At 67.1% G+C, this 24850-nt stretch carries 20 protein-coding genes and 1 tRNA gene; 9 read left to right on the top strand and 12 right to left on the bottom strand.

Annotated elements, in window-relative coordinates; genetic code table 11:
• Positions 1 to 189 precede the first annotated feature (189 nt).
• Complete coding sequence (locus OG300_RS36270; RefSeq protein WP_405488932.1) at positions 190 to 1173, bottom strand: LuxR C-terminal-related transcriptional regulator; 984 nt, start codon at positions 1171 to 1173, stop codon at positions 190 to 192.
• A gap of 59 nt (positions 1174 to 1232) precedes the next feature.
• A complete protein-coding gene (locus OG300_RS36265; RefSeq protein ID WP_405488930.1) occupies positions 1233 to 2087 on the bottom strand; it encodes a M23 family metallopeptidase in 855 nt (284 codons plus the stop codon).
• A gap of 198 nt (positions 2088 to 2285) precedes the next feature.
• On the opposite strand from OG300_RS36265, the gene OG300_RS36260 reads away from it, so the two are divergent.
• On the top strand, positions 2286 to 3329 hold the full coding sequence (locus OG300_RS36260) for a nitronate monooxygenase (RefSeq protein ID WP_405488928.1): 1044 nt from the start codon (positions 2286 to 2288) through the stop codon (positions 3327 to 3329).
• Between the two features lie 58 nt (positions 3330 to 3387).
• Complete coding sequence (locus OG300_RS36255; RefSeq protein ID WP_405488926.1) at positions 3388 to 3780, top strand: SCO5389 family protein; 393 nt, start codon at positions 3388 to 3390, stop codon at positions 3778 to 3780.
• Positions 3781 to 3837: 57 nt separating this feature from the next.
• On the opposite strand, the gene OG300_RS36250 is transcribed toward OG300_RS36255, so the two are convergent.
• Together OG300_RS36250 and OG300_RS36245 are read right to left on the bottom strand one after the other, a co-directional pair.
• Complete coding sequence (locus OG300_RS36250; RefSeq protein WP_405488924.1) at positions 3838 to 5169, bottom strand: protein kinase domain-containing protein; 1332 nt, start codon at positions 5167 to 5169, stop codon at positions 3838 to 3840.
• Between the two features lie 15 nt (positions 5170 to 5184).
• Positions 5185 to 6591 (bottom strand): protein kinase domain-containing protein, encoded by a 1407-nt coding sequence (locus OG300_RS36245; protein ID WP_405488922.1) that lies wholly within the window; start codon positions 6589 to 6591, stop codon positions 5185 to 5187.
• A gap of 265 nt (positions 6592 to 6856) precedes the next feature.
• Between OG300_RS36245 and OG300_RS36240 the strand changes: the two genes are divergently transcribed.
• Positions 6857 to 8560, top strand: a complete 1704-nt coding sequence (locus OG300_RS36240) for a metallophosphoesterase (RefSeq protein ID WP_405488920.1) — start codon at positions 6857 to 6859, stop codon at positions 8558 to 8560.
• Positions 8561 to 8658: 98 nt separating this feature from the next.
• Positions 8659 to 9081, top strand: coding sequence for an EF-hand domain-containing protein (locus tag OG300_RS36235; protein ID WP_405488918.1), 423 nt, complete (start codon positions 8659 to 8661; stop codon positions 9079 to 9081).
• A gap of 4 nt (positions 9082 to 9085) precedes the next feature.
• Here the strand turns inward: OG300_RS36235 and OG300_RS36230 are convergent, their stop codons facing one another.
• The gene (locus tag OG300_RS36230; protein WP_405488916.1) at positions 9086 to 10705 is read right to left on the bottom strand and encodes an acyl-CoA synthetase; all 1620 of its coding nucleotides are present in this window, start codon (positions 10703 to 10705) and stop codon (positions 9086 to 9088) included.
• Between the two features lie 165 nt (positions 10706 to 10870).
• Positions 10871 to 12508: a long-chain fatty acid--CoA ligase gene (locus OG300_RS36225; RefSeq protein WP_405488914.1), complete on the bottom strand. Its 1638-nt coding sequence runs from the start codon at positions 12506 to 12508 to the stop codon at positions 10871 to 10873.
• 539 nt (positions 12509 to 13047) lie between these two features.
• Between OG300_RS36225 and OG300_RS36220 the strand changes: the two genes are divergently transcribed.
• The 3 genes from OG300_RS36220 (at position 13048) to OG300_RS36210 (ending at position 15790) form a co-directional block, all read left to right on the top strand.
• The gene (locus tag OG300_RS36220) at positions 13048 to 14520 is read left to right on the top strand and encodes a flavin-containing monooxygenase (protein WP_405488912.1); all 1473 of its coding nucleotides are present in this window, start codon (positions 13048 to 13050) and stop codon (positions 14518 to 14520) included.
• A gap of 137 nt (positions 14521 to 14657) precedes the next feature.
• Positions 14658 to 15560 carry an SAM-dependent methyltransferase gene (locus tag OG300_RS36215; RefSeq protein ID WP_405488910.1) on the top strand — a complete coding sequence of 301 codons (903 nt, stop codon included), beginning with the start codon at positions 14658 to 14660 and terminating at the stop codon, positions 15558 to 15560.
• 157 nt (positions 15561 to 15717) lie between these two features.
• Positions 15718 to 15790: transfer RNA gene (locus OG300_RS36210), tRNA-Arg, on the top strand.
• Positions 15791 to 16182: 392 nt separating this feature from the next.
• Here the strand turns inward: OG300_RS36210 and OG300_RS36205 are convergent.
• Both OG300_RS36205 and OG300_RS36200 read right to left on the bottom strand, forming a co-directional pair.
• Positions 16183 to 16407 (bottom strand): hypothetical protein, encoded by a 225-nt coding sequence (locus OG300_RS36205; RefSeq protein WP_405488908.1) that lies wholly within the window; start codon positions 16405 to 16407, stop codon positions 16183 to 16185.
• 173 nt (positions 16408 to 16580) lie between these two features.
• Positions 16581 to 18260: a glycosyl transferase gene (locus OG300_RS36200; RefSeq protein WP_405488906.1), complete on the bottom strand. Its 1680-nt coding sequence runs from the start codon at positions 18258 to 18260 to the stop codon at positions 16581 to 16583.
• Between the two features lie 434 nt (positions 18261 to 18694).
• Between OG300_RS36200 and OG300_RS36195 the strand changes: the two genes are divergently transcribed.
• Complete coding sequence (locus OG300_RS36195) at positions 18695 to 20539, top strand: hypothetical protein (RefSeq protein ID WP_405488904.1); 1845 nt, start codon at positions 18695 to 18697, stop codon at positions 20537 to 20539.
• A gap of 50 nt (positions 20540 to 20589) precedes the next feature.
• Here OG300_RS36195 and OG300_RS36190 read toward each other — a convergent pair whose 3' ends face one another.
• From OG300_RS36190 to OG300_RS36175, 4 genes are all read right to left on the bottom strand, one after another.
• Entirely contained in the window at positions 20590 to 21453 is an 864-nt protein-coding gene (locus tag OG300_RS36190; protein WP_405488902.1) for a DUF1206 domain-containing protein, read from the bottom strand.
• A gap of 45 nt (positions 21454 to 21498) precedes the next feature.
• Entirely contained in the window at positions 21499 to 23103 is a 1605-nt protein-coding gene (locus OG300_RS36185; protein ID WP_405488900.1) for a phospholipase D-like domain-containing protein, read from the bottom strand.
• A 32-nt stretch (positions 23104 to 23135) separates the two neighbouring features.
• Positions 23136 to 23351 carry a hypothetical protein gene (locus tag OG300_RS36180; RefSeq protein WP_405488898.1) on the bottom strand — a complete coding sequence of 72 codons (216 nt, stop codon included), beginning with the start codon at positions 23349 to 23351 and terminating at the stop codon, positions 23136 to 23138.
• A gap of 96 nt (positions 23352 to 23447) precedes the next feature.
• Positions 23448 to 23609, bottom strand: a complete 162-nt coding sequence (locus OG300_RS36175; protein ID WP_405488896.1) for a DUF6131 family protein — start codon at positions 23607 to 23609, stop codon at positions 23448 to 23450.
• Positions 23610 to 23801: 192 nt separating this feature from the next.
• On the opposite strand from OG300_RS36175, the gene OG300_RS36170 reads away from it, so the two are divergent.
• Complete coding sequence (locus OG300_RS36170; protein WP_405488894.1) at positions 23802 to 24764, top strand: lysozyme inhibitor LprI family protein; 963 nt, start codon at positions 23802 to 23804, stop codon at positions 24762 to 24764.
• Positions 24765 to 24850: the final 86 nt, after the last annotated feature.

Here is a 24850-nt window from a genome sequence, read left to right as displayed (position 1 = left end):
TTTCGAAAAGCAGAAGAGCGGACTCGGGCAATCATATCCGGGCCCGAGAGGGCTCGATAACGGTCAAGCGCTCTGACTATCGATGACCACGGCCCAGCGTTGCACTATGTGAGTTGAGCCACAGCTCGCGGGCGCACCCGTGCCACCACCCCGAAGATGGCCCCCCACCTGGAAATCAACCCGCTTGGGTCACAGCCAGCCGCGGCGGGTGGCCTGCACACCGGCCTGGAATCGGGTGCTCGCGCCGAGCCGCTCCAGCAGACTCGCGGTGCGCCGCACCACGGTTCGACGCGACAGCCCGAGCCGCCGCGCGATGGTGTCGTCGGTCGCGCCCATGCTCATCAACGTCAGGATGGCCTTGTCGCGCTCGTCGAGGGCCTCGGCCGGATTGACCGAGATGGGGGTGGCCATCTGCCACAGTGCGCCGAACGTCTTCACCAGCAGATCCAGCGTCGGCGACGCGCCGACGCGCACCCCCATCGGATCGCCGCGGCGTTCGTCGGTGTGCAGCACCAGCACCGCGCGCCGGTCGTCGGCGACGATCAGCTTCATCGGCGGGTCCGGCAGCGTACGCGCTTGCGCGCCAACGGCATTGGTGGCCAGCACGTGCCGAAGCCGCTCCGGATCCTGGTAGATGGTCTCCTGGTACAGCGTCTGGTAGTCGATGCCCGCGGTGATGCGCGAGGTCTTCAGCTCGAACATCCGCTCCTCGGTCTCCACATCGGAGAGGAACGGGCCGCGCTCCACCACCTTCACGCAGGTGTGCGCGGTGTGCTGCAGGTCCTCGAAATCGGCCAGCAGTTGGCGTCGTTCGTAGACGGCCACCACCGCGCCGTCGGCATCGGTGGTGCGCCGCACCGAGCGGAAGGTCTCACCCAGGCGCGCGGCGGCCGACTGCATGCGCAGCAGATCCTGGCTGCGGCGTCGAGTCTCGGCCTCCGACAAGGCTTCCGGCGCGTGCGCGTCCCAGCGCACCACGCCCTTGCCGTCGGTGAGCCGCACCACGGCCTCGAGCTGACCGAGGGCCTCGAGCGCCGACTCGGCGGCGCGCGGCGGCACGTTCAGGCGCTCGGCCACTTCGAGCAGCGTCGAGCGCGGATGCTGTACCAGCATCGCGAAGGTTCGCCCGAGCAGCGAGGCCGGGTCGAAGAGGTCGTCCAGTGTGGTCGTCACCGCGCCCACCGGCAGCCGCCGGTCCGGAAATCGTCCGGGCGAAGGGGCCGGTGAACGCTCTACTGGTCCGGGCCCCACTGCTGCTGCATGATTACGCCCTTGCTGGCCAGCCATGGCAGCGGATCCATCTTGTGATCGGCGGCGTCCCAGATCTCCAGGTGCAGGTGGGGGCCTGTGGAGTCGCCGCGGTTGCCTACTGAGGCGATGACATCGCCGGTGTTGACCCGCTGTCCGGTGGTCACGTACATGTCGTTGACGTGGCCGTAGACAGCGGTGGTGCCGTCGTCCTGCTTGACGCGCACCCAGAGGCCGAAGCCCGAGGCGGGGCCGGCGTCGATCACCGTGCCGCCCATCACCGAGTGGATCGGCGCGCCGATCGGATCGGCGAAGTCGATGCCGTAATGCATGGCGCCCCAGCGCATTCCGAAGCCGGAGGTGAGCGCGCCGTCGACCGGCTTGACCACGGCCGCCTGCGGGGCGGGGGTGACCGTCTGCTGCAGCTGCTTGAGCGCGGCCTCGGCCTGCGCGAGCGGACCGGACACCTCGGGCGGCAGGTTCTGCAGGCCGAACGGGGTCGGGGCGGCGGGGGTGGGGGCCGCCGCGGCCACGGGCTGCGCCTGCGGGGCCGCGTCGGCGACGGGGGCCGCGGGCTGCTTGGCTTCCTTCAGCTCGGCGGCGGTGTCCTTGACCGCGGCGTGGTCCTCGCCGATGGTCACCTTGGAGTCGTGGTTGGGGAGCAGGGGCGCGGCATGAGCGAGGGCGGGAACCAGCTGGGTCGCGGTGCCGATCAGGGCTCCGGCGGCGACAGCGGCTCCGGCGGCGGTCTTCACGCGGCCCGCGGTATGGGATTCGGCCCGGTGGCGGGTGCGAGCTACGGTGCCGGCACGGGCACCGGAATCACCAAGCAAATCCATAACAGAGACGGAGTTCGAGGTAGTTCGGTGGTGCGGCAAAGCTCGTCCTAGCGTTCGGTGGGTCCGGTAACGATTCGGCATCGCTGTGACGGAAACTGTACTCGTCTGTGACCAATTCGCAACCTTTTGTGCGATAACGCCTGGTCGCACTTTCGAACCCTTGATCACAAAAGGTAACCGAAAGCGCACACTGGTGGGATGGTTCTCGACGAGCTGGGTACCCCGATTGTTCTCGCCCCCATGGCCGGTGGGCCTTCCACACCCGAATTGGCGGCCGCCGTCTCCGAGGCCGGCGGGCTCGGATTCGTGGCCGCCGGATATCTCCCCGCCGCCGAACTGGCCGCCCGCGTGAAGAGCACGCGCGCGCTCACGGCCGCGACGTTCGGCGTGAATCTCTTCTATCCGTCCACCCCGAGTCCGACCGATCGGTTCCTTACCTATGTGGACGATCTCGGCCGCGAATTCCCGGTCGGCGAACCCCGCTACGACAGCGACGACTGGGACGCCAAACTGACACTGCTCGAATCCGACCCGGTCGCGGTGGTGTCGACCACCTTCGGCTGCCCGTCGCCCGCCGAGATCACCCGGCTGCACGTGGTGGGCACCGAGGTGTGGGTGACGATCACGACCGTCGCCGAGGCCCGCGCGGCCGCCGCGGCGGGCGCGGACGTGCTGATCGCGCAGGGGTCGGAGGCGGGCGGCCATCGCGGCAGCTTCGTCGACGATCCGACCGAGGACACCGCCGATCCGCTCACCCTGCTGGCGCTGCTGCAACTGGTCCGCGAGGCGGTGGTGGTCCCGGTGGTTGCGGCGGGCGGGATCGCGACCGGTGCCGGGATCGCCGCGGCCCTGGCCGCCGGTGCCGCGGCCGCCCAGCTGGGCACCGCGTTCCTGCGCTGCCCCGAGGCGGGCACCGCGCCGTTCATCCGCGCCGCGATCACCGCCGACACCCCCACCATGCTCACCCGCGCCTTCACCGGTCGCCGAGCGCGCGGCCTGCGCAACCGATTCATGCTGGAGCACACCGATGCCCCGGTCGCCTACCCCGAGATCCATTACGCCACCGGCCCTTTGCGGGCGGCCGCGCGAGCGGCGGGCAATGCCGAGGAAGTGAATCTCTGGGCAGGTCAGGCCCATTCGCTGGCGGCCGAGCTACCGGCGGGCGAGCTGGTCCGCAGGCTGTCGGCGGATACGAAAAGCGCACTGGAACGGGCACTTTCACTGCGAATCCAGGGTTATTGACAACGCTGGTCGTTTAGACTCGAAAAAGCACCTTCCGCCATCCCATGAGGAGAGCGATATGTCACTCGACGTACCCAACGCACTACTCGAGCGAGCCGAACGCGGTGAAGTGAGCGACGCAGAGTTCGTCGAATGCGTCCGCAATTCGCTGCCCTACGCCTACGAGGTCGTCAGCCGGGTAGCCGCCGATTTACGTTCCGGCACAGCGGAATACGCCGACAACACCATCCCGCCCCCGGACGAGACGGCCCGCGGCCAACTGCTCCGCGCGATGGCCTCGGACTCCATCCGCGGCGGCCTGGAACGCCACTTCGGCGTGAAACTCGCCTTCCAGAACTGCCACCGGGTAGCCGCCTTCCCCCTCGCCGCTGTAGGCGGCGAAACCTACTCCACCTTCATCTCCACCCGAGCCCAACTCCTCAACCAGAGCCCGGAACTCCGCAACTGCTGAGCCGAAACCAGCAGGGTGCGACCGGAATCCCGGTCGCACCCTGCTGTCCGGACCTTCCTATCGACGCCGGAAGCGGCGGAAGTCCCGCACGGCCAGCCAGCCGAACACCACCAGCGGCGCGGCAAACAAGATCATCATGACGACGATCAGCCCGATCTCGGAGCTCACGCTCTTCTCCCGCTCGGTGATCGAGATGTCGATCCCCGCGGCGGTCATCAGCCCGAAGAACAGAATCAGCGCGGCCAGCAGGATCCACCACAGCACCCGGCCGACCCCGATTCGCCTGCGCGGCTGGGGATTTCCGACTCCGGGCACTGCTGCGCCTGCTGTCCAGGCCGACTGCGGCGTATACACCTGAAGATTCGGATTCGGCTGCCATCCGCCTGGGGCGGCGGGCGCGGGGGACACGAACGGCGCGCCCGGGGAATCGAACCGCTGCGGCGGCGGGGTCGGCGGCCGGTAGCCCTGGTCGTAGCGCACCGGTGGTTGTCCGCCCTCCCATTTCGCGGTCGGCGCGGCCGGGGCGACGACGGGCCACGGGGTATGCCCGGCCTGCAACGCAGCCCGGGCGGCTGCGGCCAATTCGCCCGCACTGGCGTACCGGTGGGCGGGCCCCTTGGCCATGCCACGCGCGATCACCGAATCCAGGGCGGCGGGAATGGCCGCACTGTGTGTGCTGACCCGGGGCGGCTCGGCGGTGAGGTGAGCCGCCATCTGCTGCACCGGATCGGTCTGCGCGAACGGCCTTGCGCCGGTCAGGCATTCGAACAGCAGACAGGCCAGCGAATAGACATCGGAGCGCAGATCCTCGCCGCCGGAATATCTTTCGGGAGCCATGTAGGCCCAGGTGCCCACCGCCACACCAGTGGCGGTCAGCGTGGATTGTCCGGAGGCTCGGGCGATACCGAAGTCGATCAGGTACGCGTAGCCGTTCGGCAGGGTCAGCACGTTGGAGGGCTTCACATCTCGATGCACGAGCCCCGCATGGTGCGCGATGTCCAGGGCCGCGGCGATCTGGCAGACCAGATCGACCGCGCGTTCCGGAGTGAGCGCGCCGCTGTCGTGCAGGACATCACTCAGGTCCGTGCCTTCGACCAATTCCATGTCGATGTACAGGCGGCCGTCGAGTTCGCCGAAGGCATGAATCGGCACGACGTGCTGCCCGCGTAGCCGCGCGGCCAGCCGCGCCTCCCGCTCGAACCGCCGCCGATACTCCTGGTCGACCGCGAGTTCCGCGGGCAGGAGTTTCAGCGCGATCTCGCGCTCCAGTCTGGTGTCCTCGGCACGCCAGACCTCTCCCATGCCGCCGCGGCCGAGCAACTCGACCAGCCGATAGTGGCCGACTCGGGTATCCCCCGACACGCTGCCCTCCTGTGTTCCGAACATCATGCGCGACCCGAAAACCTATTTCCGCAGGCCGAATCGACGAATATCCCGCACCGCCAGCCAGCACAGCACCACGAACGGCACGTCGAAGAAGACGTTGACCAGGACCGCGACGGCCACACCCGGGAATCCACGGGTGAAGATGTCGTGCACACCGAGGAAGGTGAACGTGCCGAATATCAACAGCAGCAACGGCAGGCACACCCACCAGGTGATCCGCCCCGGGCCGATGCGGGGGCCGGCAGCGGCCCGCGGGAAACCACCGGACGGCTGGCCGTATGAGCCCGCCTTCGCGTACGGCGCATAGGTTCCGGCGTGCGCCTGCGGCCCCGAGTAGGCCGAATTCGGTGGTGGCGCGGCGACACCGAAACCGTGCGGTGCCGCGCTCTGTTGCCATCCGGTCGGAGTGACCGGCAGTGCGGCGGGCGGCGGCGTGTAGGGATTCGGATCTCGGGAGGCTGCCGGGAACGGTGTCATCGAGGTCGGGTTCGGGCCATAGGGTGTCGGGCTCTGTCCCGGATATCCGGGGCCGTAGCCGTAGGGTGGCTGTCCGCCATCCCATTTCGTGGTCGGCGGGGCCGGTATCGACGGTGCGGTTCGCACGGCGGGCCGCCCCTCCAGCGCCGCCCGCGCGGCCAGGGCCAGGGTGCCGGCACTCGGGTAGCGATGCTGCGGTTCCTTGGCCATTCCCTTGGCGATCACGGTGTCGAGGGCGGCGGGCACGGCCGGACGCTGGGCGCTGGCCCGGGGCGGGTCGGCGGTGAGGTGGGCCGCCATCTGCTGCACCGGATCGGTCTGCGCGAACGGCTTTGCACCGGTGAGGCATTCGAACAGCAGGCAGGCCAGGGAGTAGATGTCGGACCGGAGATCCTCGGTGCCCGAGTATCTTTCGGGGGCCATGTAGGCCCAGGTCCCGACCGCGACACCGGTGGCGGTCAGGGTGGATTGTCCGGTACCGCGGGCGATGCCGAAGTCGATCAGGTAGGCATAGCCGCTGGGCAGCGTCAGGACATTGGAAGGCTTCACATCTCGATGCACGAGCCCCGCGCGGTGGGCGATATCGAGTGCCTCGGCCACCTGGGCGACCAGGTCGACCGCACGCTCCGGGGTGAGCGCTCCGGTCTCGTTCAGGACCTTGCCCAGGTCGGAACCCTCGACGAGTTCCATGTCGATGTACAGGCGGCCGTCGAGTTCGCCGAAGGCGTGAATCGGGACCACATGCTGCCCGCGCAACCGGGCCGCCGACCGCGCCTCCCGTTCGAACCGACGCCGGTAGTCCTGATCGGCGGCGAGCTCGGAGGGCAGCAGTTTGAGTGCGACTTCCCGCTCCAGCTTGGTGTCCTCGGCCAGCCAGACCTGACCCATCCCGCCGCGACCCAGCAGCCTGACCAGTCGATAGTGGCCGAGATATCCCTCCCCCGACACCTGTGTTCTCCCTAACCTCCGCCCGACGCGCGTGCCCAGCATACGACCACCAACCCCCTTGCGGCAGCGCATCATCGCTGCCGACCATGGACCGGGAACGGCAAGATCAGGGAGTCGTCACAGTGGGGAACCGCACCGAATTTCACGGTGGGGAGCTCCGCGGTCCCGCCGGGTGATTCGAGGCCCGAGTGAGTTAGCGAATAATTCGCCGAATGGTTGGCGGGGGTGCTGGTGTCGGGGCGGGGATTGCGGCAGCATGCCGCGCATGTCGTCGAATCGCCTGAATCCGCCCGGCGCTGTTCCCGATACGGGGGTGCCCGGGGCCTTGGCCGCGTCCATGAGCATGGCCGAGCAGCACGAGTGGCATCGCCGCTATCTGCGGAGTCGGCCGGTGTCGCGGCGGAACTTCCTGCGGGGGTCGGCGGCGGCTGCGGCGGTGGGGGCGGCGGGGGTGTCGCCGTTCGGTAGCCGGGCGTATGCCGATCAGGCGCAGTTGGGGGTGGCGGGGCGGCACGTCGGGTTCGGGGCCGATGCGGCGGGGCAGTTGCGGTTCTCGGGGCAGCTGTCGCGGAATCCGCAGGGCACCAGGGTTTTTCTCGATCACGGGCCGACGCCGGTGCTGGGCGGGACCGTCGAGGCGCAGGTGCGGAACCTGGTGACGCAGATTCCGTCGAGCGACGGCGGGGTGCTGGCGGCCGAGCAGTTCTACGCGCACGCACCGGTGGACGGGCTGGCGGGGCGGGTCCCGCATTTCTATCGGTGGCGCACCGATGACGGGTTCACCAGCGATATTCGCGCGGCCGCGCCCGCCATGCCCAGTGTCCGCAGCGCGGTGCTGCCGTTCCGATTCACCATGATGGGTGATCAGGGCACCGACGAAACCCCCACGCAGCCGCCCGGATTGGCCCCGGGCGACTACGACGACCGGTACTACAAGCCCGACAACGATCCGGGAGCCCCGCACGCCGGCAACATCATGCGCCAGATCTGCGCGAGCAAACCGGACTTCCACGTGCTGGCGGGCGATATCGCGTACGCGGATCCCTCAGGGGCGGGCAAGAATCCGCAGTTCGTGCCGTCCGGCGGGCAGGTGACCGACGGGTTCGACAAGTTCAATCCGTATGTGTGGGACGTGTACTTCGGGGCCATCGAGGCCAGCGCGTCGGTGACGCCGTGGATGTTCGCGACCGGCAACCACGATATGGAGGCCGCCTACGACACCCACGGCTACGGCGGGCATCTCGCGCGCCTGGACCTGCCCGGCAACGGTCCCGCGGGCTGCCCGTCGGCCTACTCCTTCACCTACGGCAATGTGGCGGTGCTGTCACTCGACGCCAACGACATCTCCTACGAGATCAAGGCCAACACCGGCTATTCCGGTGGCGCGCAGACCGGTTGGGCCGAGCGCACGCTGGCCGGATACCGCGCGGACCCGAACATCGACTTCCTGGTCTGCTTCTTCCACCACTGCGCGTACTCCACCACCGATTCGCACGCCAGCGACGGCGGCGTCCGCGACGCCTGGTGCGCACTGTTCGACCGGTACCGGGTGGACCTGGTGCTACAGGGCCACAATCACATCTTCGAGCGCACCGACCCGATCCGCGCGAACGCCATGACCAAAGCGGCCCCGGACAATTCGATCGTCTACCCGGAGACCGACGGCACCGTCTACTACACGGTCGGCGGTGGCGGCCGCCCGCGCTACGGCTTCCAGCCCGGCTCGCCGGAAACCTACCGTGGCAACGAGGTCGCCGACACCACCGTCCCCAACAGCTACGTGTGGACCGCCGACGGCGGCAAACAGGACGAGGCCGCCCCGTGGTCGCGAGTCCGCTTCCGCAACTATTCCTTCCTGCGCGTCGATGTCCGCCCCGGCTTCTTCGCCAGCGAGATGGACGTGGTCGCGGTGGACGAGTACGGCCGCGAATTCGACCGGCTCACCTACCGCCGTCAGGTCCGGGCCTGAACCGTTCCGCTTGACCGCCGCTCCCCGGTGCGATCGAATGCACCACGCCGCACCGTGTTTCCGATGCGGCACCGCATTTCCAGCACCGAGGAGCACCCGTGGCCAGCGACCAGCCCGCCGACACCTTCGCCCTGTGGGACCGCGACGGTGACGGCCGCATCTCCGCGGACGACATCCTCTCCGGCATCACCGCCCTCGGCCTGGAGATCGACGCGGAGGCGGTCGAACGGCTGGTGGCCGCCGCCGACACCGACGGCGACTGGCTGATCTCGCGCGCCGAATTCGAGGCCGCCCGCCTGGGCCGCGATCCCGAGATCACAGATGTCGACGCCGCTTTCGACACCTTCGACGTCAACCACAACGAGCTCATCGAACTCGTCGAACTCGAATCGCTGCTGCGCACCTGCCCGGGCCTGTCCGACGAATCCGCCGAAACCCTGCTGACCGCAGCCGATCTCGACGGCGACGGCTTCCTGTCCCGCGCCGAGTTCGCCGCGCTGCTGTCCCGCCTGGCCGAGTAGCGGCTCAGACCTCCTGAAGTTTGCGCTTGAGCACCTTGCCCGTGGGATTGCGTGGGAGCTCGTCGAGGAAGACGACCTCGCGCGGCACCTTGTAGCGGGCCAGGTTCTCCTTCACGAACTCCTTGATCTCCACCTCGGTGAAGGTCCGCCCGTCGTGGACGACGACGAACGCCTTGAGCCGAGCGCCGAACTGCTCGTCCGCGACGCCGATGACCGCGGCCTCCCGCACGGCGGGATGGGTGTAGAGCAGTTCCTCGACCTCGACCGGGAAGACGTTCTCGCCACCGGAGACGATCATGTCGTCGTCGCGACCGTCGATGAAAAGCCTTCCGGCACTGTCGAAATGGCCGACGTCGCCGGAGGACATCAGCCCGCGGATGATCTCCTTGTGCCCGCCGCCGGTGTACCCCTCGAACTGAATGGTGTTGCCGACGAAGATGCGCCCGACCGCACCGGCCGGCACCCGACGACCCCGCTCGTCGAGGATCTCCACCCGCGACCCGAGTACCGGCGAACCCACGCAACCCGGCTCGTCCGCCAGATCCGCCGGGGTGGCGATGGTGGCGTAGGCGACCTCGGTGGACCCGTACAGGTTGTAGACGACGGGCCCGAAGGCGGCGGTCACCTCGCGGCAGAGTTGCGCGCCCAGTTGGGAACCGGCCACGAACACGATGCGCAGCGCGGACAGATCACGCCCGGTCAGCGCCCGGCCGCCGAGGTCCATCATGCGGTTGAGCATGACCGGCACCACGATCATGGTGCTGGCCCCGTGTTCGGCCACGCTGTCGATGGCGGCCTGCGGGTCGAAGCGGCGGCGGATGACCAGCGTGGAGCCGAAGCCGAGAGTCAGCATGGCGCAGGCGAATCCGAGGGTGTGGAACATGGGCGCGCAGCATTCGGTCACCTCGTTCACCCGGAACGGGACCTTGGACAGCAGACCGCCCAGCGACAGCAGCGATTTCGGCTCCGCCCGCGGCGCGCCCTTGGGCGTGCCGGTGGTGCCGCTGGTCAGCAGGATGATCTTGGGTTCGGCCCCGGGCGCGGGCGGTGACGCGGGTGAGCCGGTGCCGATGAGGAATTCGAGGCTGTCCTCGCGCGGCTCGTCGGTCCAGGCGCGGTAGGTGCCGCGGCGCGGGCTCACCTCGGCCAGCATGTGCGCGTACTCGTCGTCGTAGACGAGCAGATCGGTGCCCTCGCGGGTGGCGACGTCCCGGATCTGGGGAGCCGCGAAATCGGTGTTCAGCAGGATGATCTTGGCCCCGCACTTGGCGGCGGCGAAGATGGCGTCGAGCAGCCCGCGATGATTGCGCGCCAGGATGGCCACGCCTTCACGGGGTTTGAGCCCGCGCTCGCGCCAGGCATTGGCCAGCCGATTGGACCGGTCCTCGAGCTGCGCGAAGGTGAGCTCACCGAGCTCGTCGATCACCGCGACCCGCCCGCTGTAGCGCGCGGCCGAAAGCCGTAGCGCCGCAGCCAGCGTCCCGTACCGCACCATGGCCGTGGCCGCCGACACCAACACCGCGGGCGATTCCACCCGGGCCAGCCCCGCACCGAACGCCAGCCGCGCCGACTCCGCCTCCAGGTAAGCCCGCTCCCCCACCGACCTGATCAACCCGAATGTCACCCGGACCTCCTCGTCCACCCCATGTGCGGGCATCCGCCCACAAACCAACGTTACGGACGAGTCCTCGCGAGCGGAACCTCTCGGCGAGGTTCGCACCCCACCGATCGCGAAAAACTGCCCGCCCACCCCGTTCCGACATGGAAAGAGGCAGGCGGGCAGGTGTTTTCAGGACAGCGTGGTGACCGCGAGCGCGCCGTCGGCGTACTGCGCACGCAGCCGCTTCTTGTCGAACTTGCCGACGCTGGTCTTGGGCACCTCCTCGATGAAGGCCCAGTGCTCCGGCAGCTGCCACTTGGCGAACTTGCCGGCCAGGAAGTCGCGCAGCTCCTCCGGCTTGGCCTCGGTGCCCTCCTTCAGCACGACGGCGACCAGCGGGCGCTCGTCCCACTTCTCGTCCGGCACGCCGATCACCGCCGCCTCGGCGACCGCCGGATGCCCGACCACCGCGTTCTCCAGATCCACCGACGAAATCCATTCGCCGCCGGACTTGATCACGTCCTTGGACCGGTCCACCAGGGTCAGGTAGCCGTTGGCGCTGATCTTGCCGACGTCACCGGTGCGCAGCCAGCCGTCGTCGAACTTGTCCGGGTCGACCTCGGAACCCGAAGGCGAGTAGTAGGACCCGGTGATCCACGGTCCCTTGACCTCCAGCTCACCCAGCGCCACACCGTCATTGGGCACCACGGCCCCGTCGTCGCCGACCAGTCGCGCCTGCACACCGGCCGGGAAACGACCCTGCGTGTAGCGGTAGGACCAGGCCTCGTCGCCCTCGGTCCCGGCGGGCGGGTGCGCCACCGAGCCCAGCGGGGAGGTCTCGGTCATGCCCCACGCGTGCAGCAGCGTCACGCCGTGGCGCTCCTGGAAGGCCTGCATCATCGACGGCGGCACGGCCGCACCGCCGACCACACAGGTGCGCAGGTGCGAGATGTCCTGCGGCTGTGCCTGCAGCCCGGCCAGCACGCCACCCCAGATGGTGGGCACGGCGGCGGCGAAGGTCGGCTTGACCTCGGCCATCATCTCCAGCAGCGGCGCGGGCTGCAGGAAGCGGTCGGGCATGAGCACGTTCGCGCCGGACATCAGCGCGGCGTACGGGATGCCCCAGGCGTTGGCGTGGAACAGCGGCACGATGGCCAGCACGGTGTCGGCGGCGGTGAAGCCCATGCCGTTGGGCGAGATCACCTGCATGGCGTGCAGCCAGTTGGACCGGTGCGAGTAGACGACGCCCTTGGGGTCGCCGGTGGTGCCGGAGGTGTAGCACATGCCCGCGGCCGAACGCTCGTCGATCACCGGGAAGTCGTAGGTATCCGGTTGCGCCGCAAGCAGTTCCGCGTACGAGTGCACGGTGACGCCCTCGGGCGCCTCCAGCGCGGCCGCGTCGCCGTTGGCCACGATGACGTGGCGCACCGTCGTCAGGTTGGGCAGGTACTGGGCGAACATCGGCAGCAGCGAACCGTCGACGATGACCACCTGGTCCTCGGCGTGGTTGGCCACGTACACCAGCTGCTCCGGGAACAACCGGATGTTCAGCGCGTGCAGCACCGCGCCCATCGCGGGCACCGCGATGTAGGCGACCATGTGCTCGTTGTTGTTCCACATGAAGGTGCCGACCCGATCGCCCACACCGATGCCGAGGTCACGCAGGGCATTGGCGAGGCGGGCGGCATCCTGGCCGACCTCCCGGTAGGTCTGGGTGCGTATCCCGCTGCCGGTCCAGGTGGAGACGTAGCTGTCGCCCTGGAAGGTGGATGCGTACCGCAGCAGTGTCGCCAGCGACAACTGCTCGTCCTGCATGGTGCTCAACATTTCCCAACCGCTCCTTGCATGTGCTTACACGAGAGTGAACTGAGTCACGTCTCGGCAGGATAGCCGAAAACGGACACGCGCTGCCGGGCCCCCGGGTCGAGCGCGGACTCTCCACAACCGGAGTTCGGCACGCGTGTGACGACAAGCTGCGGGCGGCAAACCCCACCTTCGCCGCCCGCAGCCACTGTCGCCGACCGTCCGCCGCCCAACACGACGACCAGCCGGCTCCGCAATCCTGATCGGCGTCGATGCGCCACGACACCCCCTGCGGCGCCGCAGAATAACCAATCACCAACCAGGACAAGCAAATTGGAGCAAGATCTTCCGTGAATATAGGTAGTACGACGTACAACTGTCCAGTCGAGACCGGCGTTCGCAGGTCAGATGGGTTCACTGACCCGGACAGTGCGCCGTGAGGGATGCCGGTCGAGCCGACCCCGGGCCGGATTCGCCGACAACATGCGCGCGTGGCCGAAAATATCGATTCACTGACCGGCGTTCTCTGGATGACCAGCGCCGATGCCCCTACCGTTGCTGATATGACGCGAGAACCGTCCATCCTGATCATCGGCGCCGGCTTCGCCGGGCTGGGCATGGCGCTGGAGTTGCAGCGCCACGGGTTGTCGAACTTCACAATCCTGGAGAAGGCCGCCGACCTCGGCGGAGTGTGGCGCGAGAACACCTACCCGGGCGCGGCCTGCGATGTGCCGTCCCCGCTGTACTCGTGGTCGTTCGAGCCGAAATCCGATTGGCCGCGCCGGTTTTCGCATCAGCACGACATCCACGAGTACATGCGCACGGTCGCCGAGAAGCACGAGCTGCCCGCGCACATCCGCTTCGGCACCGAGGTGCTCGACGCCGAATTCGACGAAGCCACCGGGAAATGGCGGGTGCACACCGCCGACGGCGTCACCCACGTCGCCGACGTCCTGATCCCCGCCGTCGGGCAACTCTCCCGGCCCGCGCTGCCCAACCTGCCCGGCATCGACTCGTTCACCGGCGCGGCATTCCACTCGGCCGAATGGGATCACTCGGTCGATCTCACCGGTAAGCGGGTGGCGTGCATCGGCACGGGAGCCAGTGCCATTCAATACATTCCGGCGATCCAGCCGCAGGTCGCACAGCTGACGCTGTTCCAGCGTTCGGCCGCCTGGGTGCTGCCCAAGTTCGACACCGAATACACGCCGCTGCATCACGCGCTGTTCCAGCGGATTCCGCTGACGCGACTGGCGGAGCGCTTCGCCATCTGGACGTTCTTCGAAGTAATGGCGTTGGCGCTGACCGATATTCCGGCGATCAAGTCGCCGGTGATCGCGATCGCCGACCGGCATCGACGTGAGCAGATCCCCGATGAGGCGTTGCGCGCCAAGCTGACTCCCGATTACGCCGCGGGCTGCAAGCGCGGGTTGTTCTCCAATGAGTACTTCCCCGCCCTCGCGCAGGACAATGTGAGCGTCGAGACCACGGCCATCGAAGCCGTGACAGCCAATGGGATTCGCACCGCCGACGGTGTCGAGCACCCGGTGGATGTAATCGTCTACGGCACCGGATTCAAGGGCACCGAGTTCCTCGCGCCGATGAATATCTATGGGCTGCAAGGCCGCAAGCTGACCGACGAGTGGACGCCGGAGGGTGCGCGCGCGTTCCTCGGCATGTCGGTGCCCGGTTTCCCGAACCTGTTCATGATGTACGGCCCGAACACCAATGTGGGTTCGGGTTCGATCATCTACATGCTGGAGTCGCAGTCGCGCTACATCCGCCAGGTGGTCGAGTATCTGGCCGACCGGCCCGGCCGGTTCCTGGCCGCGCGCCCCGCGGCCGAGCAGGCGTGGGACGACTGGTTGCAACGCCGCTTGAAGGACACGCCCTGGAACTTCTGCTCCAGCTGGTATCGCAACGCGTCCGGGCGGATCACCAACAACTGGCCCGGTGCGACGGCGCTGTTCCGTTGGAAGACAAATACATTCGAGCCCGGCGACTACGAGCAGGGGCAGGCCGCGCGGGAGCGGTGACCCGCTGCGACGGTTGATCGGCGGCACGCTACGGGCCCTTGACTCGGAACCCCAACTGTCTGAGACTGTTCCCAGTCCGGCGCTAGATCGTCTGAGACGCAGACGGCTCGTCCGGGTCCGATCTTCGGAGGGTCCCAATGCTGTCGACCACCGCCGCCATCCCCGTCGAGACCCTGCCCGAGCGCACCGGCCGCTGGGCCCGCGAATGGGTGGAGTGGGCCAAGGTGCCGCTGCTCCCGGCGGGCACCCGGGTCGGCCGCGTCTACGACATCGTCGGCCCCCGCAACCTGTTCGGCGAGGATTCGCTGTTCATCAATCTCGGCTACTGGCGCGACAATCCGGCCAGCCTCGACGAGGCCAGCCGCGACCTGGCCCGCCTGGTCGCTCGCGAGGCGAACCTCGGCCCCGCCGACATCCAGCTCGATGTCGGATTCGGTTACGGCGACCAGGATTTCCTGTGGGCCCGCGAATTCGGCCCGAAGCAGATCATCGGCATGAACATCGCCACCGAGCAGATCGAGATCGCCACCCGCCGCGCCGCCGAACTGGGCCTGTCCGACCGCATCCGCTTCGAATACGGCTCCGCCGTCGACCTCCCGCGCCCCGACGCCTCCTGCACCAAGGTCACCGCCCTGGAGTCGGCCTTCCACTTCCCCTCCCGCGCAAAGTTTTTCGCCGAAGCACATCGAGTCCTGGAACCCGGCGGCAAACTGGTCACCGCCGACATCACCGCCCGCCCGAACCCGGTCACCGACCTGGCCCTGTCCACCCAGGATCTCCCCGGCCGCACCCCGGACCGCGACGTAATGGACCTGCACCGCTACCGAAAAGCCCTCCTGGCAACGGGTTTCACCGACGTGACCGTCTACTCCATCCGCCGCGACGTCTACGAACCGTTGGCCCGCTACCTCGGCAAACGCCTACGCGACCCCGACATGCGCCGCGTCAACCCCCTACTGCGCGCCACCTTCAGCCGCCCCGGCCTGCTGGCCTGGGGCCCCTGGGCCGACTACATCATCGCCACCGCCACCAAGGCATGAATCCGAACACCGCGCCGCCCACATGACCCCCGAACGAGCCCGCCACACCCTCACCCACCCCCACTGACCCGCACCTCCCCAACAGATGCGGCCCCGACACCCCCCACCGGGTAGACTCCCCGACGACCACCCGGTCCCCCATCCGACCGGCGGTCAAGCCCTCGTAGCTCAGGGGATAGAGCACCGCTCTCCTAAAGCGGGTGTCGCAGGTTCGAATCCTGCCGAGGGCACAGGCAGGAAGCCTCATTCCACAGGTCAGGTTTGTTCCCCAAAGCGCAAGGGCCGCTGGTACGGTCGGTCCCAGTTCCAGGGTTCGACAAGTCAGCGGAACAGCGCGCCGACTGTTCGTAGCAACTCGGGCAGGTCGCTGACGTGCCCCGCTACCGGGCCCAGTCCAGACTCCGGTATCCAATGAACCAAATCCGGCACCGCGACTCCGATCGTGTCGGTACCGGCGGCGTCTCGATATCGGACACGATGCACACCGGTGAAGTCTTCCGGCACCACACCGGGCACCACCCGACACACCACTGCGCGCCCCTTCTTCGCGGCGAGATACCGCGGACCTGACAGCACGACAACGTAGGCCGTCACCGGTCCGGCGTCGAGGCGGGGCCGAATCTCACCTTGCTGCACGGGCGACCTGCTCTACGGCGGCCTTCTCTGCCGCCAGCCATCCATCGTCGATGCCGAGCAGGGCGTCAACCTGCTTGGACTGCTCCCACATTTGCCGTTCGAGTTTGTCCTCGATCGCTTCGAGGACAAACTGCGACACGTTGCCGCCCGCCGCTGCCCGTAGGCGCGCATCGAGTTCGTCGGGCACCTTCACCGACAAGTTCTGACTCATACAGTGCAGACTACCTCCGGTAGCACCGAAAGTAGCACCAAAGTGCGTCGGGGGCTGGAGAAAGCCAACCTGAATCCGACGTTCAAAACCCGGCCGCCGACCATGCAATACCAGGTGTAGTGCTCCAGCCGTGAGCGGGTCGGAACCGGCACGAATTGATCTGCGACGCAGTCTTATCGGCCGACGAGGCCGCGCACATCCCACAGCCACACACCGTCCACCCGCTCGGCTGGAAAACCCACCAGTTGATCCACGGTGCGGTGCAGGACATCACTGTCGGTGGGCAGGACGAGCACATCGGCGTGCCAGTAACGCAGGTCCGAGATGGCCTGATCGCGCAGGGCCTGGTCGATGACCGGGACCGTGTTGAACATCCGGACCAGGGTGAGCAGGTTGCCGGTGGGCCGGGCGACGGCACCGTAGTGAACCGCTTTGTCCGCGCCGCTCGGACCGACGAAGTAGCCACCCACGAGCGGGAAGCTGAAGTCGGCGTCGACCTGCCACCGCAGCGCGACCGCGTCGACCGCGGTGGATGGCGGCACGATCATCACGGATCCGTGCGAAACATACTGTCGCACAGTGCCATCGGCGAAGAAGGCGGGTGTCGGGGTACGTTTCACCACGGGCAGCATGGTCGGTGCGAGGGGCAGCAGCGCGAAGGCCAGCACGCCGAACCAGGCCACGGGCCGCCACCTGGTGGTGGAGGTACGCCACTGTTCTATCGCCCGCTGGGTGCCCAGGGTCAGGATTATCGCGATAGCCGGAACGGCCGCCATGGTGAACCGTGATTCGATGATCCCGTTCAGCGGCGAGACCCACCCGAATATCAGCCACGGCATGGGCACCATATGGAGTTTGCCGCCGAAGGACAGCACCACGCCCAAGGACAACACCGTGAACACCACGATGACGGTCAGGGCGGCCCGCACCACGCGCTCACGCCGCAGGAACCAGGCGGTCACGGCGACGAGCAGCAGTAGCGGCCAGCCGAAGTAGGAATTGTGCTCGGTCGGATTGATGCTCACATCCGGGCCGAACGAGATCATGCTGCCTACCGATTGCGACGAGAACTGGAACGGCGCGAGGATGTCATTGCCCACCCGGCCGCGTCCGATGAATCGATACGACTGCGGTCCGAAGAACTGCCACCACAGCGGAATCGCGGTGAGTGTCAGCGTGATCAGCGCCGCCAGCAGTATGGGCCGCGCGATCGCACGCAGTGTGCGCAGGATGGCGCGCCGGGTGCCGAGGTAGATCAGGGCAAAGACGGCGAAGGCCAGGGCGAAGATCAGCAGCGGCTCTTCACCGAGCGAGATCTGTAGCGCGACCAGCAGGCCCAGCACGATGGAATCGCGCGGTCGCGGCGCTGTGCCCAGCTCCGGAGCGTCGTTCGCGTGCCGCGCCATCTTGATGATCCGCATCGCGATGAACGGAAGCACTGCCAGCACAACGAAATTCGGGTGGGCATTGCCGTGGGAGATCATGGCGGGCGCGAACCCGCAGAACAATCCACCAAGTGCCGCAGCGAATTGGGAGGTCACCAGCTCGCGCGAGAAGACCAGATACCAGGCGAACGCGGTGCCGGACAAGCCGAGGGTGAGCGCCGATACGAAGGTGACGGCGGGCCCGAACAGCAGGGTGACCGGCGTGAACGGTATGCCGAAACCGTATGTGAGGGTATTGGCCATCAGGTTCACGCCGTCGGGATAGTTCTCCAGCGACGTGCTGAAAATACCCTCGAAGTGGGTGATGTTGTGCGCCGTGAGGGCGAAGAGCCACTCGAACAGGGTTTGGTCCTGATCGCTCTTGATCAGGTAACTGTCACGGGGGCGCAGCCACAGCCGGGAAAGCACGAAAACCGCCAGCGACAAATAACCACCGGCAACGATGAGATCTGTACGCGCTGAGCGCACTCGCTGTGCCGGTAATCGAGGCCGACCGCGCTCGGGACGAACTTCGTTCAGTGTGTTCAGGTCCGGATCCGCGACCTCCGATCGGTCCTTTACGGTCCGCTCGGTTACCCACCCCAGTGCCACGAAAAACCTCTCAACCCCAACGATCACGAGCAGCCGTCACGGTACCCCGGCTCGCCCGTGACCACGCCGCCGAGCGGTTCCCGGGTGGATTTTTTCCGCCAGACGTTCGTCTATAGCCGCCAGTCTGGTGATGGACTACATCATTTCGACGTCCGATCCGTCATGTTTGTCCCGGGCGGCGTTGCTCGATGGTCAGCCCTCTGAAAACGACTGTTCGTGGCGTCGCCACGGTTCGGTGAGGAAGGCAGACAATGGGATTGACGTCCATCCGTTCGTCCGGGTGGTGGTTGCGCGGTATCGCGGTGGCTTTCACGGCCGCATCGGTGATCGCGGCGGGACCGCGGGCATTGGCGGATCCTGCCGCGGATGCGCCCGCCGAGACCGCGCCGACAGTGGCGACCGGGCCTGCCGACCCGCAGTACCTATTGCAGAACATGGCAACGCTGCTGATGGGGTATCAGCGTGACCTCCCCAATCCGGCCGAGCAGCAGTACTGGTGGCAACAGTTGGCCACCTTGCCCGGTCGTGCGGGCGTCAATCTGGCGACCATGCTCGACCCGGCCCAGTATCAGGGGACCGACGGCCAGGACCGATTGCGCGACACCCTGCAGAAGCTCATCGATATGACCGTGCACCAGATCCCGACCATCGCGGGTGCGGGACTGCTGCCGGTGAATCGGCTGTTCGTTCCGAACTGGAGTCACAACGGGCAGTGGGGTTCTCCCGAGGACAACGCCCTCGAGGTCGACTCACCCGCCCACAGCGCGGGCAATGTCGGGTTGACCGGGCAGTTCCGCTATCCGTGTGTGCGCGCCGAAGGTGATGTCTGGTACCAGAACGAGGACGGCGTCTGCGTTTCCGGTGACACACCCGGCGCGGTCTTCAAGACCGGCACCGCCCGCAAGATCCAGATCATCGACTCGCGCGGGCTGCGGATGGCCGCGACCCTCTGGTACCCCGAGGGCGCACTCGACCCCGGCAATACCGAGAAGTACCCGATGACCGTCTTCACCAACGGCGCCGCGGTACCGCAGTCGGCGTACTACGCCTGGACCGAGACCGCCGTGACGCGCGGCTATATCGGCCTGACCTACGACGAGGCCGGACAGGGCGCCAGCGACGGCACCGTCCTGGACCAGGAAATCCCGTTCAACGTCCCCTATTGCGCGTCCTCCGGCATCTGCCGCGACGTCGAGGACGTGATGCGCTGGGTGTTCAACGACGACATCGGAAACGCGCCGACCACCGAATCGTTCCTGGGCGACACGTCCGATCCGGTCAATTTCTGGAATACCGTGCACATTCCGCGCATCGGCAAGCTGTACGACCCCGCCTATGCCCCCGAGGGCGACAATATCCGCAATCCCGCACTGGATCTGGTCGATCTGGATCGAGTCGGTGTCTGGTCGCAGTCGCAGGGCTCGCTGGGGCTGACGCACTATCTGAAGGATGTCGGCGAGGGCAAGGGCATGGATGGCCGCCCGCTTCCGAAACCGGCTGCCGCCGTGGTCATGTCGGCCCTGTCACCGGTCTTCAATTCCATTGTGCCGACGCAGATCCAGACCGCCGACATCGATATCCCCGGTATGACGATCGCGGGCATCACCGGGCTCAACAACTTCAATTTCGGTGGCGCCAATATCGGTCTGAACCTCACCGACGGTCCACTGGGTGACAAGGCCTGGTACGACTGGCTGCGCCGCCACGGCAGCGGAAACGCCGCACTGCAGACGCTGACCCTGCTGGGCGGCAGCCACGGCGACACCGCGAACATCGATTTCATCGTGCCGCAGGCCACCTACTCGGTGGCGGTGTCGGTGAACTACGCGGTCGACTGGATGGACTGCCATGTCCAACAGGACGACTCGGCCTGCGGGCGGGTAACCCAGGCCGACCCGCACCTGTCGAAATCGGTGGCGAGCGAGATCGCCCCCGACGGCACGGCCGGACCCAGCTACTGCATGAACACCCCGACCGAGCAGTCACTGGAAACCGCGGCCTTCGGCCCGATCAAGGACCTGCTGAACAAGATCTACGGCGAGGACCCACCAGCACCCTGCGTTCCCGCGAGCGGAGACATTCCACTGCACCCGTAATGACAGGCCGATACCGGGTACGAGCACACGGTGAGACCGCTCAGCAGATTCTACATTTTGACGTAGCGGGCCATCGCGAAACTGTAGAGGCCGTAGGTGATGATGCCCAGCCCCGCGACGACGAGGAGGACCGCGCCGAAGGGTTGTGCGCCAAGCGTTTTGAACGCGCCGTCGAGGCCGGTGGCACGGTTCGGCTGGGATTGATTGGCGGCGAGGATTATCAACAGTCCGGCGGCGGCGATGGCCAGGCCCTTCGCGAGGTATCCGATCGTGCCGAGCCAACGCACGAAATCGCTGGTGATGCCCTTTAAATCCGTCAGGAAGTGCTGGCTGATCCCCTTGTAGACGTGGTAGCCGCCGATGGCGATGATGATCAGCCCACCCGCGACGAGGCCCACCGTGCCCGTGGTGGTGTGCATGAGGCGCGCGGTGAGGCCCGCGCTCTGCGCGCCGCTGGATTTGCCCCGGCCGCGGGCGAATCCCAACGCGGACAACGCGAATGCGAAGTAGACCACTGCCACGCAGAAGGCCTTGAGGCGGTCGAGGACTTCGACCTTCTTGCTGTCGGCGTCGGGATGGGACGAGCTGCCGAACGCTGTTTCGGCCAGCCGCCACAGTGCCATCACCAGGAATGCGGCCACAGCTGTCCAGAGGGCGAGGATGCCACCAGGCTTGGCAGCCAGCTCCGCCATGGCGCCGGACTGGTCGGCGGTGCCGCCCGCACCGCCGAAAGCGATGCGGATGGCGAGATAGCCGATGATCAGATGCACGATGCCGCTCATGACGAAGCCGGCCCGGGCGAAGTGCTCGAAGACGCGGTTCTGCGCGATCCGCCCCGCGATGGACGACGAGTTGCCGGAGGACGCCGAGGACGACTCGGCGGGGAATGCCTGAGAACGGTTGGCGTCAGCCATGATTCCTTCGTCGTACACGTTCGAGGACGGTCGACTCGGCGACGGTCAGAAGCAATCGCGGCGCCGAAGCGTCCGCGACCGTCCGTCCGGGTCGTAGAACATCCGATACAGCGGGGTTGCCCAAGCCAGGGTTGCCCGGCCCAGCCGAGGTGAATCATGGAGCCGCAACCGGCCCGGTGGTCGCGGCCCCTGTTCACCCCCGGCGTACCAGTGCGCGAGGCACGCGGCACTGTCGGCGAACGCGGTGAACGCGGTGCGGGGATCGACGAGGTCGGCGTCGGCGTCGCGGGCTCGGCCGAGGTGTTCGCGCGCCAGTTCCAGTCGCAGGTCGCGGGCGAAGACACGGGCCTGGTCCCCGAATCGACTCACCGACAACGGGATTCGCGGGTCGGCGGCGTCGTCCACTATCGCGCAGGTCAGCTCCGAGTCATGGGTCCATGATCTGCGGTTGAGATTGCCCGAGCCGACCGAAGCCCAGATATCGTCAATGACGGACACCTTGGCATGGACGTAAACCGGTGTGCCCGAATCATTTTCGATGTCGTAGCTAGCAACGCGGTCGCCGCCGGCGGCGCGAATATGGTCGAGTGCGCGTTGCTGGCCGACCAGATCGGGCGGCTGCGACAGTCGTCCGTCCTGGTCGGGAACTCGCGGCAGCACCGCGATGAGACGCAATCCGGGATTTGCGCGCAATGCTGCGGCGAAACAGGCGGCGACCTCCACCGACCACAAGTATTGATCCTCCACGTAGATGAGCGTGTGGGCCCGCGCGAGAACCTTCTCGTAGGCTCGGGCGATGCTGCGTTCACCCTCGGGAGCGAAGGGGTACCGGGCGGCGCGCCGATACGGATACGTCCGCAGCACCTGCACGGTGTGTGAGCCTCGCGGGCGCGGATCGGGCAGCTGCGCGGGGAGCGCTTCGGGCCTGGTGTCCTCACGCCGCAGCGCATCGATGGTGCGGTCGAACGGGTTTCGGATCAGCGGCGCGGGATCCTCCCACCGTTCCCGGAACACCGTTTCGATATCACCGACAGCGGGTCCGCGGATCGCGAGCTGGATGTCGTGCCAAGGCGGGCGCGGGCCGTACGCCGCAGCGAACGGCTGTGGCTGATTGTCGCCGTGGTGGTCGCCGTCATCGCGGCGACTGTGGCACAGGTCGATGCCACCGACGAACGCGATATCGAGCTGCGGCCGGCCGGGATGGCGGAGCACCATGAATTTCTGATGGTGCGATCCGCCCAGGCGCACCCGCATATCGCGCAGGCACTCTCCGCCCGCGGCCTCGATCTCTTCGCCGAGGTGACGGTTCTGCTGCTCACTGAACGCGAACGCGTCCAGGTGCGAACGCCAGACCAGGCCCTTGACCACCACTCCGCGAGTAGCGGCCGCGCACAACAGGTTCGAGATATCGATGCCGTGCGGGCTCATCGCCTGGTCCGGATCGCCACGCCAGTCGGTGAACAGCAGCAGATCTCCGGCGCGCAGCAACTGCACACATCGCACGAGCTCGGCGAAATACGACACCCCGTGTACCAGCGGACGGACCTCGTTACCCGTGGTCCACGCGGCGCCATCCGGGTGGCGCCGATCCAGCCTGGTCGCACGATTGCCGCGTTCAGCGGCACTGAGCAGCCAATCTGCCACGCGCACCCGGACCTCCGATGAGTCGGTTCGATACCCGGTTACGGACTCGGTTGCGGCACGTCGACGTGGCAGTCAGCGACCTTCGGGTTCATCCCGAGATAGTTGAGGGGTCCGGCGACGATGGTTTCCGCGATGGTTCCGGTGCTCGCGCAGTTGGTGGGTGCGCTGTCGTAGTAGTGGCGTTGCCCCGCGGCGATGGCGCCGATGATCAGCCACACGAATACCAGCACCGTGACGATGCCCGCGATCCCCATGCCCGAGCGACTACCGCCGCGCGTCCTTCGATTTTCGTTTGCGTAGGTTCTCATTGTCTAGCTCCAGAGTTGAATGCTTTAGTGCCGGTGCCGGTTTCAGTAGTAGTGACGGCGTCCGCCGACGGCGTGCCCGGCCATCCCGGCCAGCATGAGCGCCACCCCGATGACCAGGACGATGACTCCGACGGTGACGAGCAGTAGACGCCGCCCACACCGCCATGTCAACACTGTAGACCTACGGACATGACCTACAGTCATTATGATCCAGGATCCGTCAAGATCGAGCCCGGACGTCTCGGCGCCTTCCGGGACTCCACCGCAGCCTGGTTCTTTGTATGATTCGTTGCGGGGCGGATCGGATTTCGATGTGCCGGTAGAGCTTTGGGTGGGGAGACATCGATGTCGCCGGAATATCCTCCGTCACGGGACATTTGGTCGCAGGACACCGACGTGTTCGAGCCGATTCGGGGGGATTATCTGCCGCCGCAGGGACAGCGGGGGCGGTCGATGGGTCGGGCCGTGGCGATCGGGCTGGCCGCGGCGGTTGTGGGTGGGGCGGCGACCGTCGGGGGGTTGTATTTCGCCGGGGTCATCGGCGACAAAGACAAGTCTGCTGCCGTCGCGACCAGTGTCGCTCCGGCCGCCATTCCCGCATCACCGTCGACGAGTACCGCTGCGGTGTCGGGATACGTGCCGATCGTAGAGCCGAACTCCAAGGACAAGCAGGCGGCGAAGCGGCAGCCGGGCGCCGGAACCTGTTCCGCCACAGCATCTTCAACCGCGGATATGGAACACTGCTACGACCTGCAGACCGAGGATGTCGACGCGCAGATCGATGTCGCGCAGAAAGCGAAGTTCGATCAGGCGACCGCCACCGATCGGCAGGCGATTCTCGATGACGACAGCGCCTGGCTGACGGCCCGGCCCACCGTGTGCGGTGCGATGCCGAAGACCGGCGGCACCATCGATGGAATCAACTTTGCCGCTTGCACTTTGACCGAGTCGCAGGCGCGGCTGATCGCAGCCGAGGGAACGAATGCCCCCGCCGTGAAATTGCCTCTGCTCACTCCGAAGCATGTCGTGGAAACCGGCACGTACACGACCCCGAAGGGCAGCCGCATCTCGGTTGTGGAGAAGTCGGAGGTGCAGGCGGGCGCGACCACGTGCTGGACGGTCATCGGCGGCTACGCCGGATTCACCGTCAACACAGACCAATTCACCTACGCCACCCCCTCGGGCACCATCACCGGCACACCCAGCGACCCCACCGATTCGAATGGACACCGGGTCGACACCGGCGAGTTGTACAAATTCTGCCTCCGCTACCCCGACGCCCTCCCCGACCTCGATGGCGGCAACATGACCTACTCCCCTGGCTCCCCAGCCGCATTGTGGTCGGTCAAGAACAAGTAGCCCAACCTGGCCGACATGACCGCCGCCGGCACCAGAGCCACGACAGTCGAGCGCAAGTGCGGTGACAGCTGCGGTGCGCACACTCG

This window comes from Nocardia sp. NBC_00511, assembly GCF_045161165.1.
Classification (GTDB): domain Bacteria; phylum Actinomycetota; class Actinomycetes; order Mycobacteriales; family Mycobacteriaceae; genus Nocardia.
This window is presented reverse-complemented; position numbering and strand designations above follow the sequence as displayed.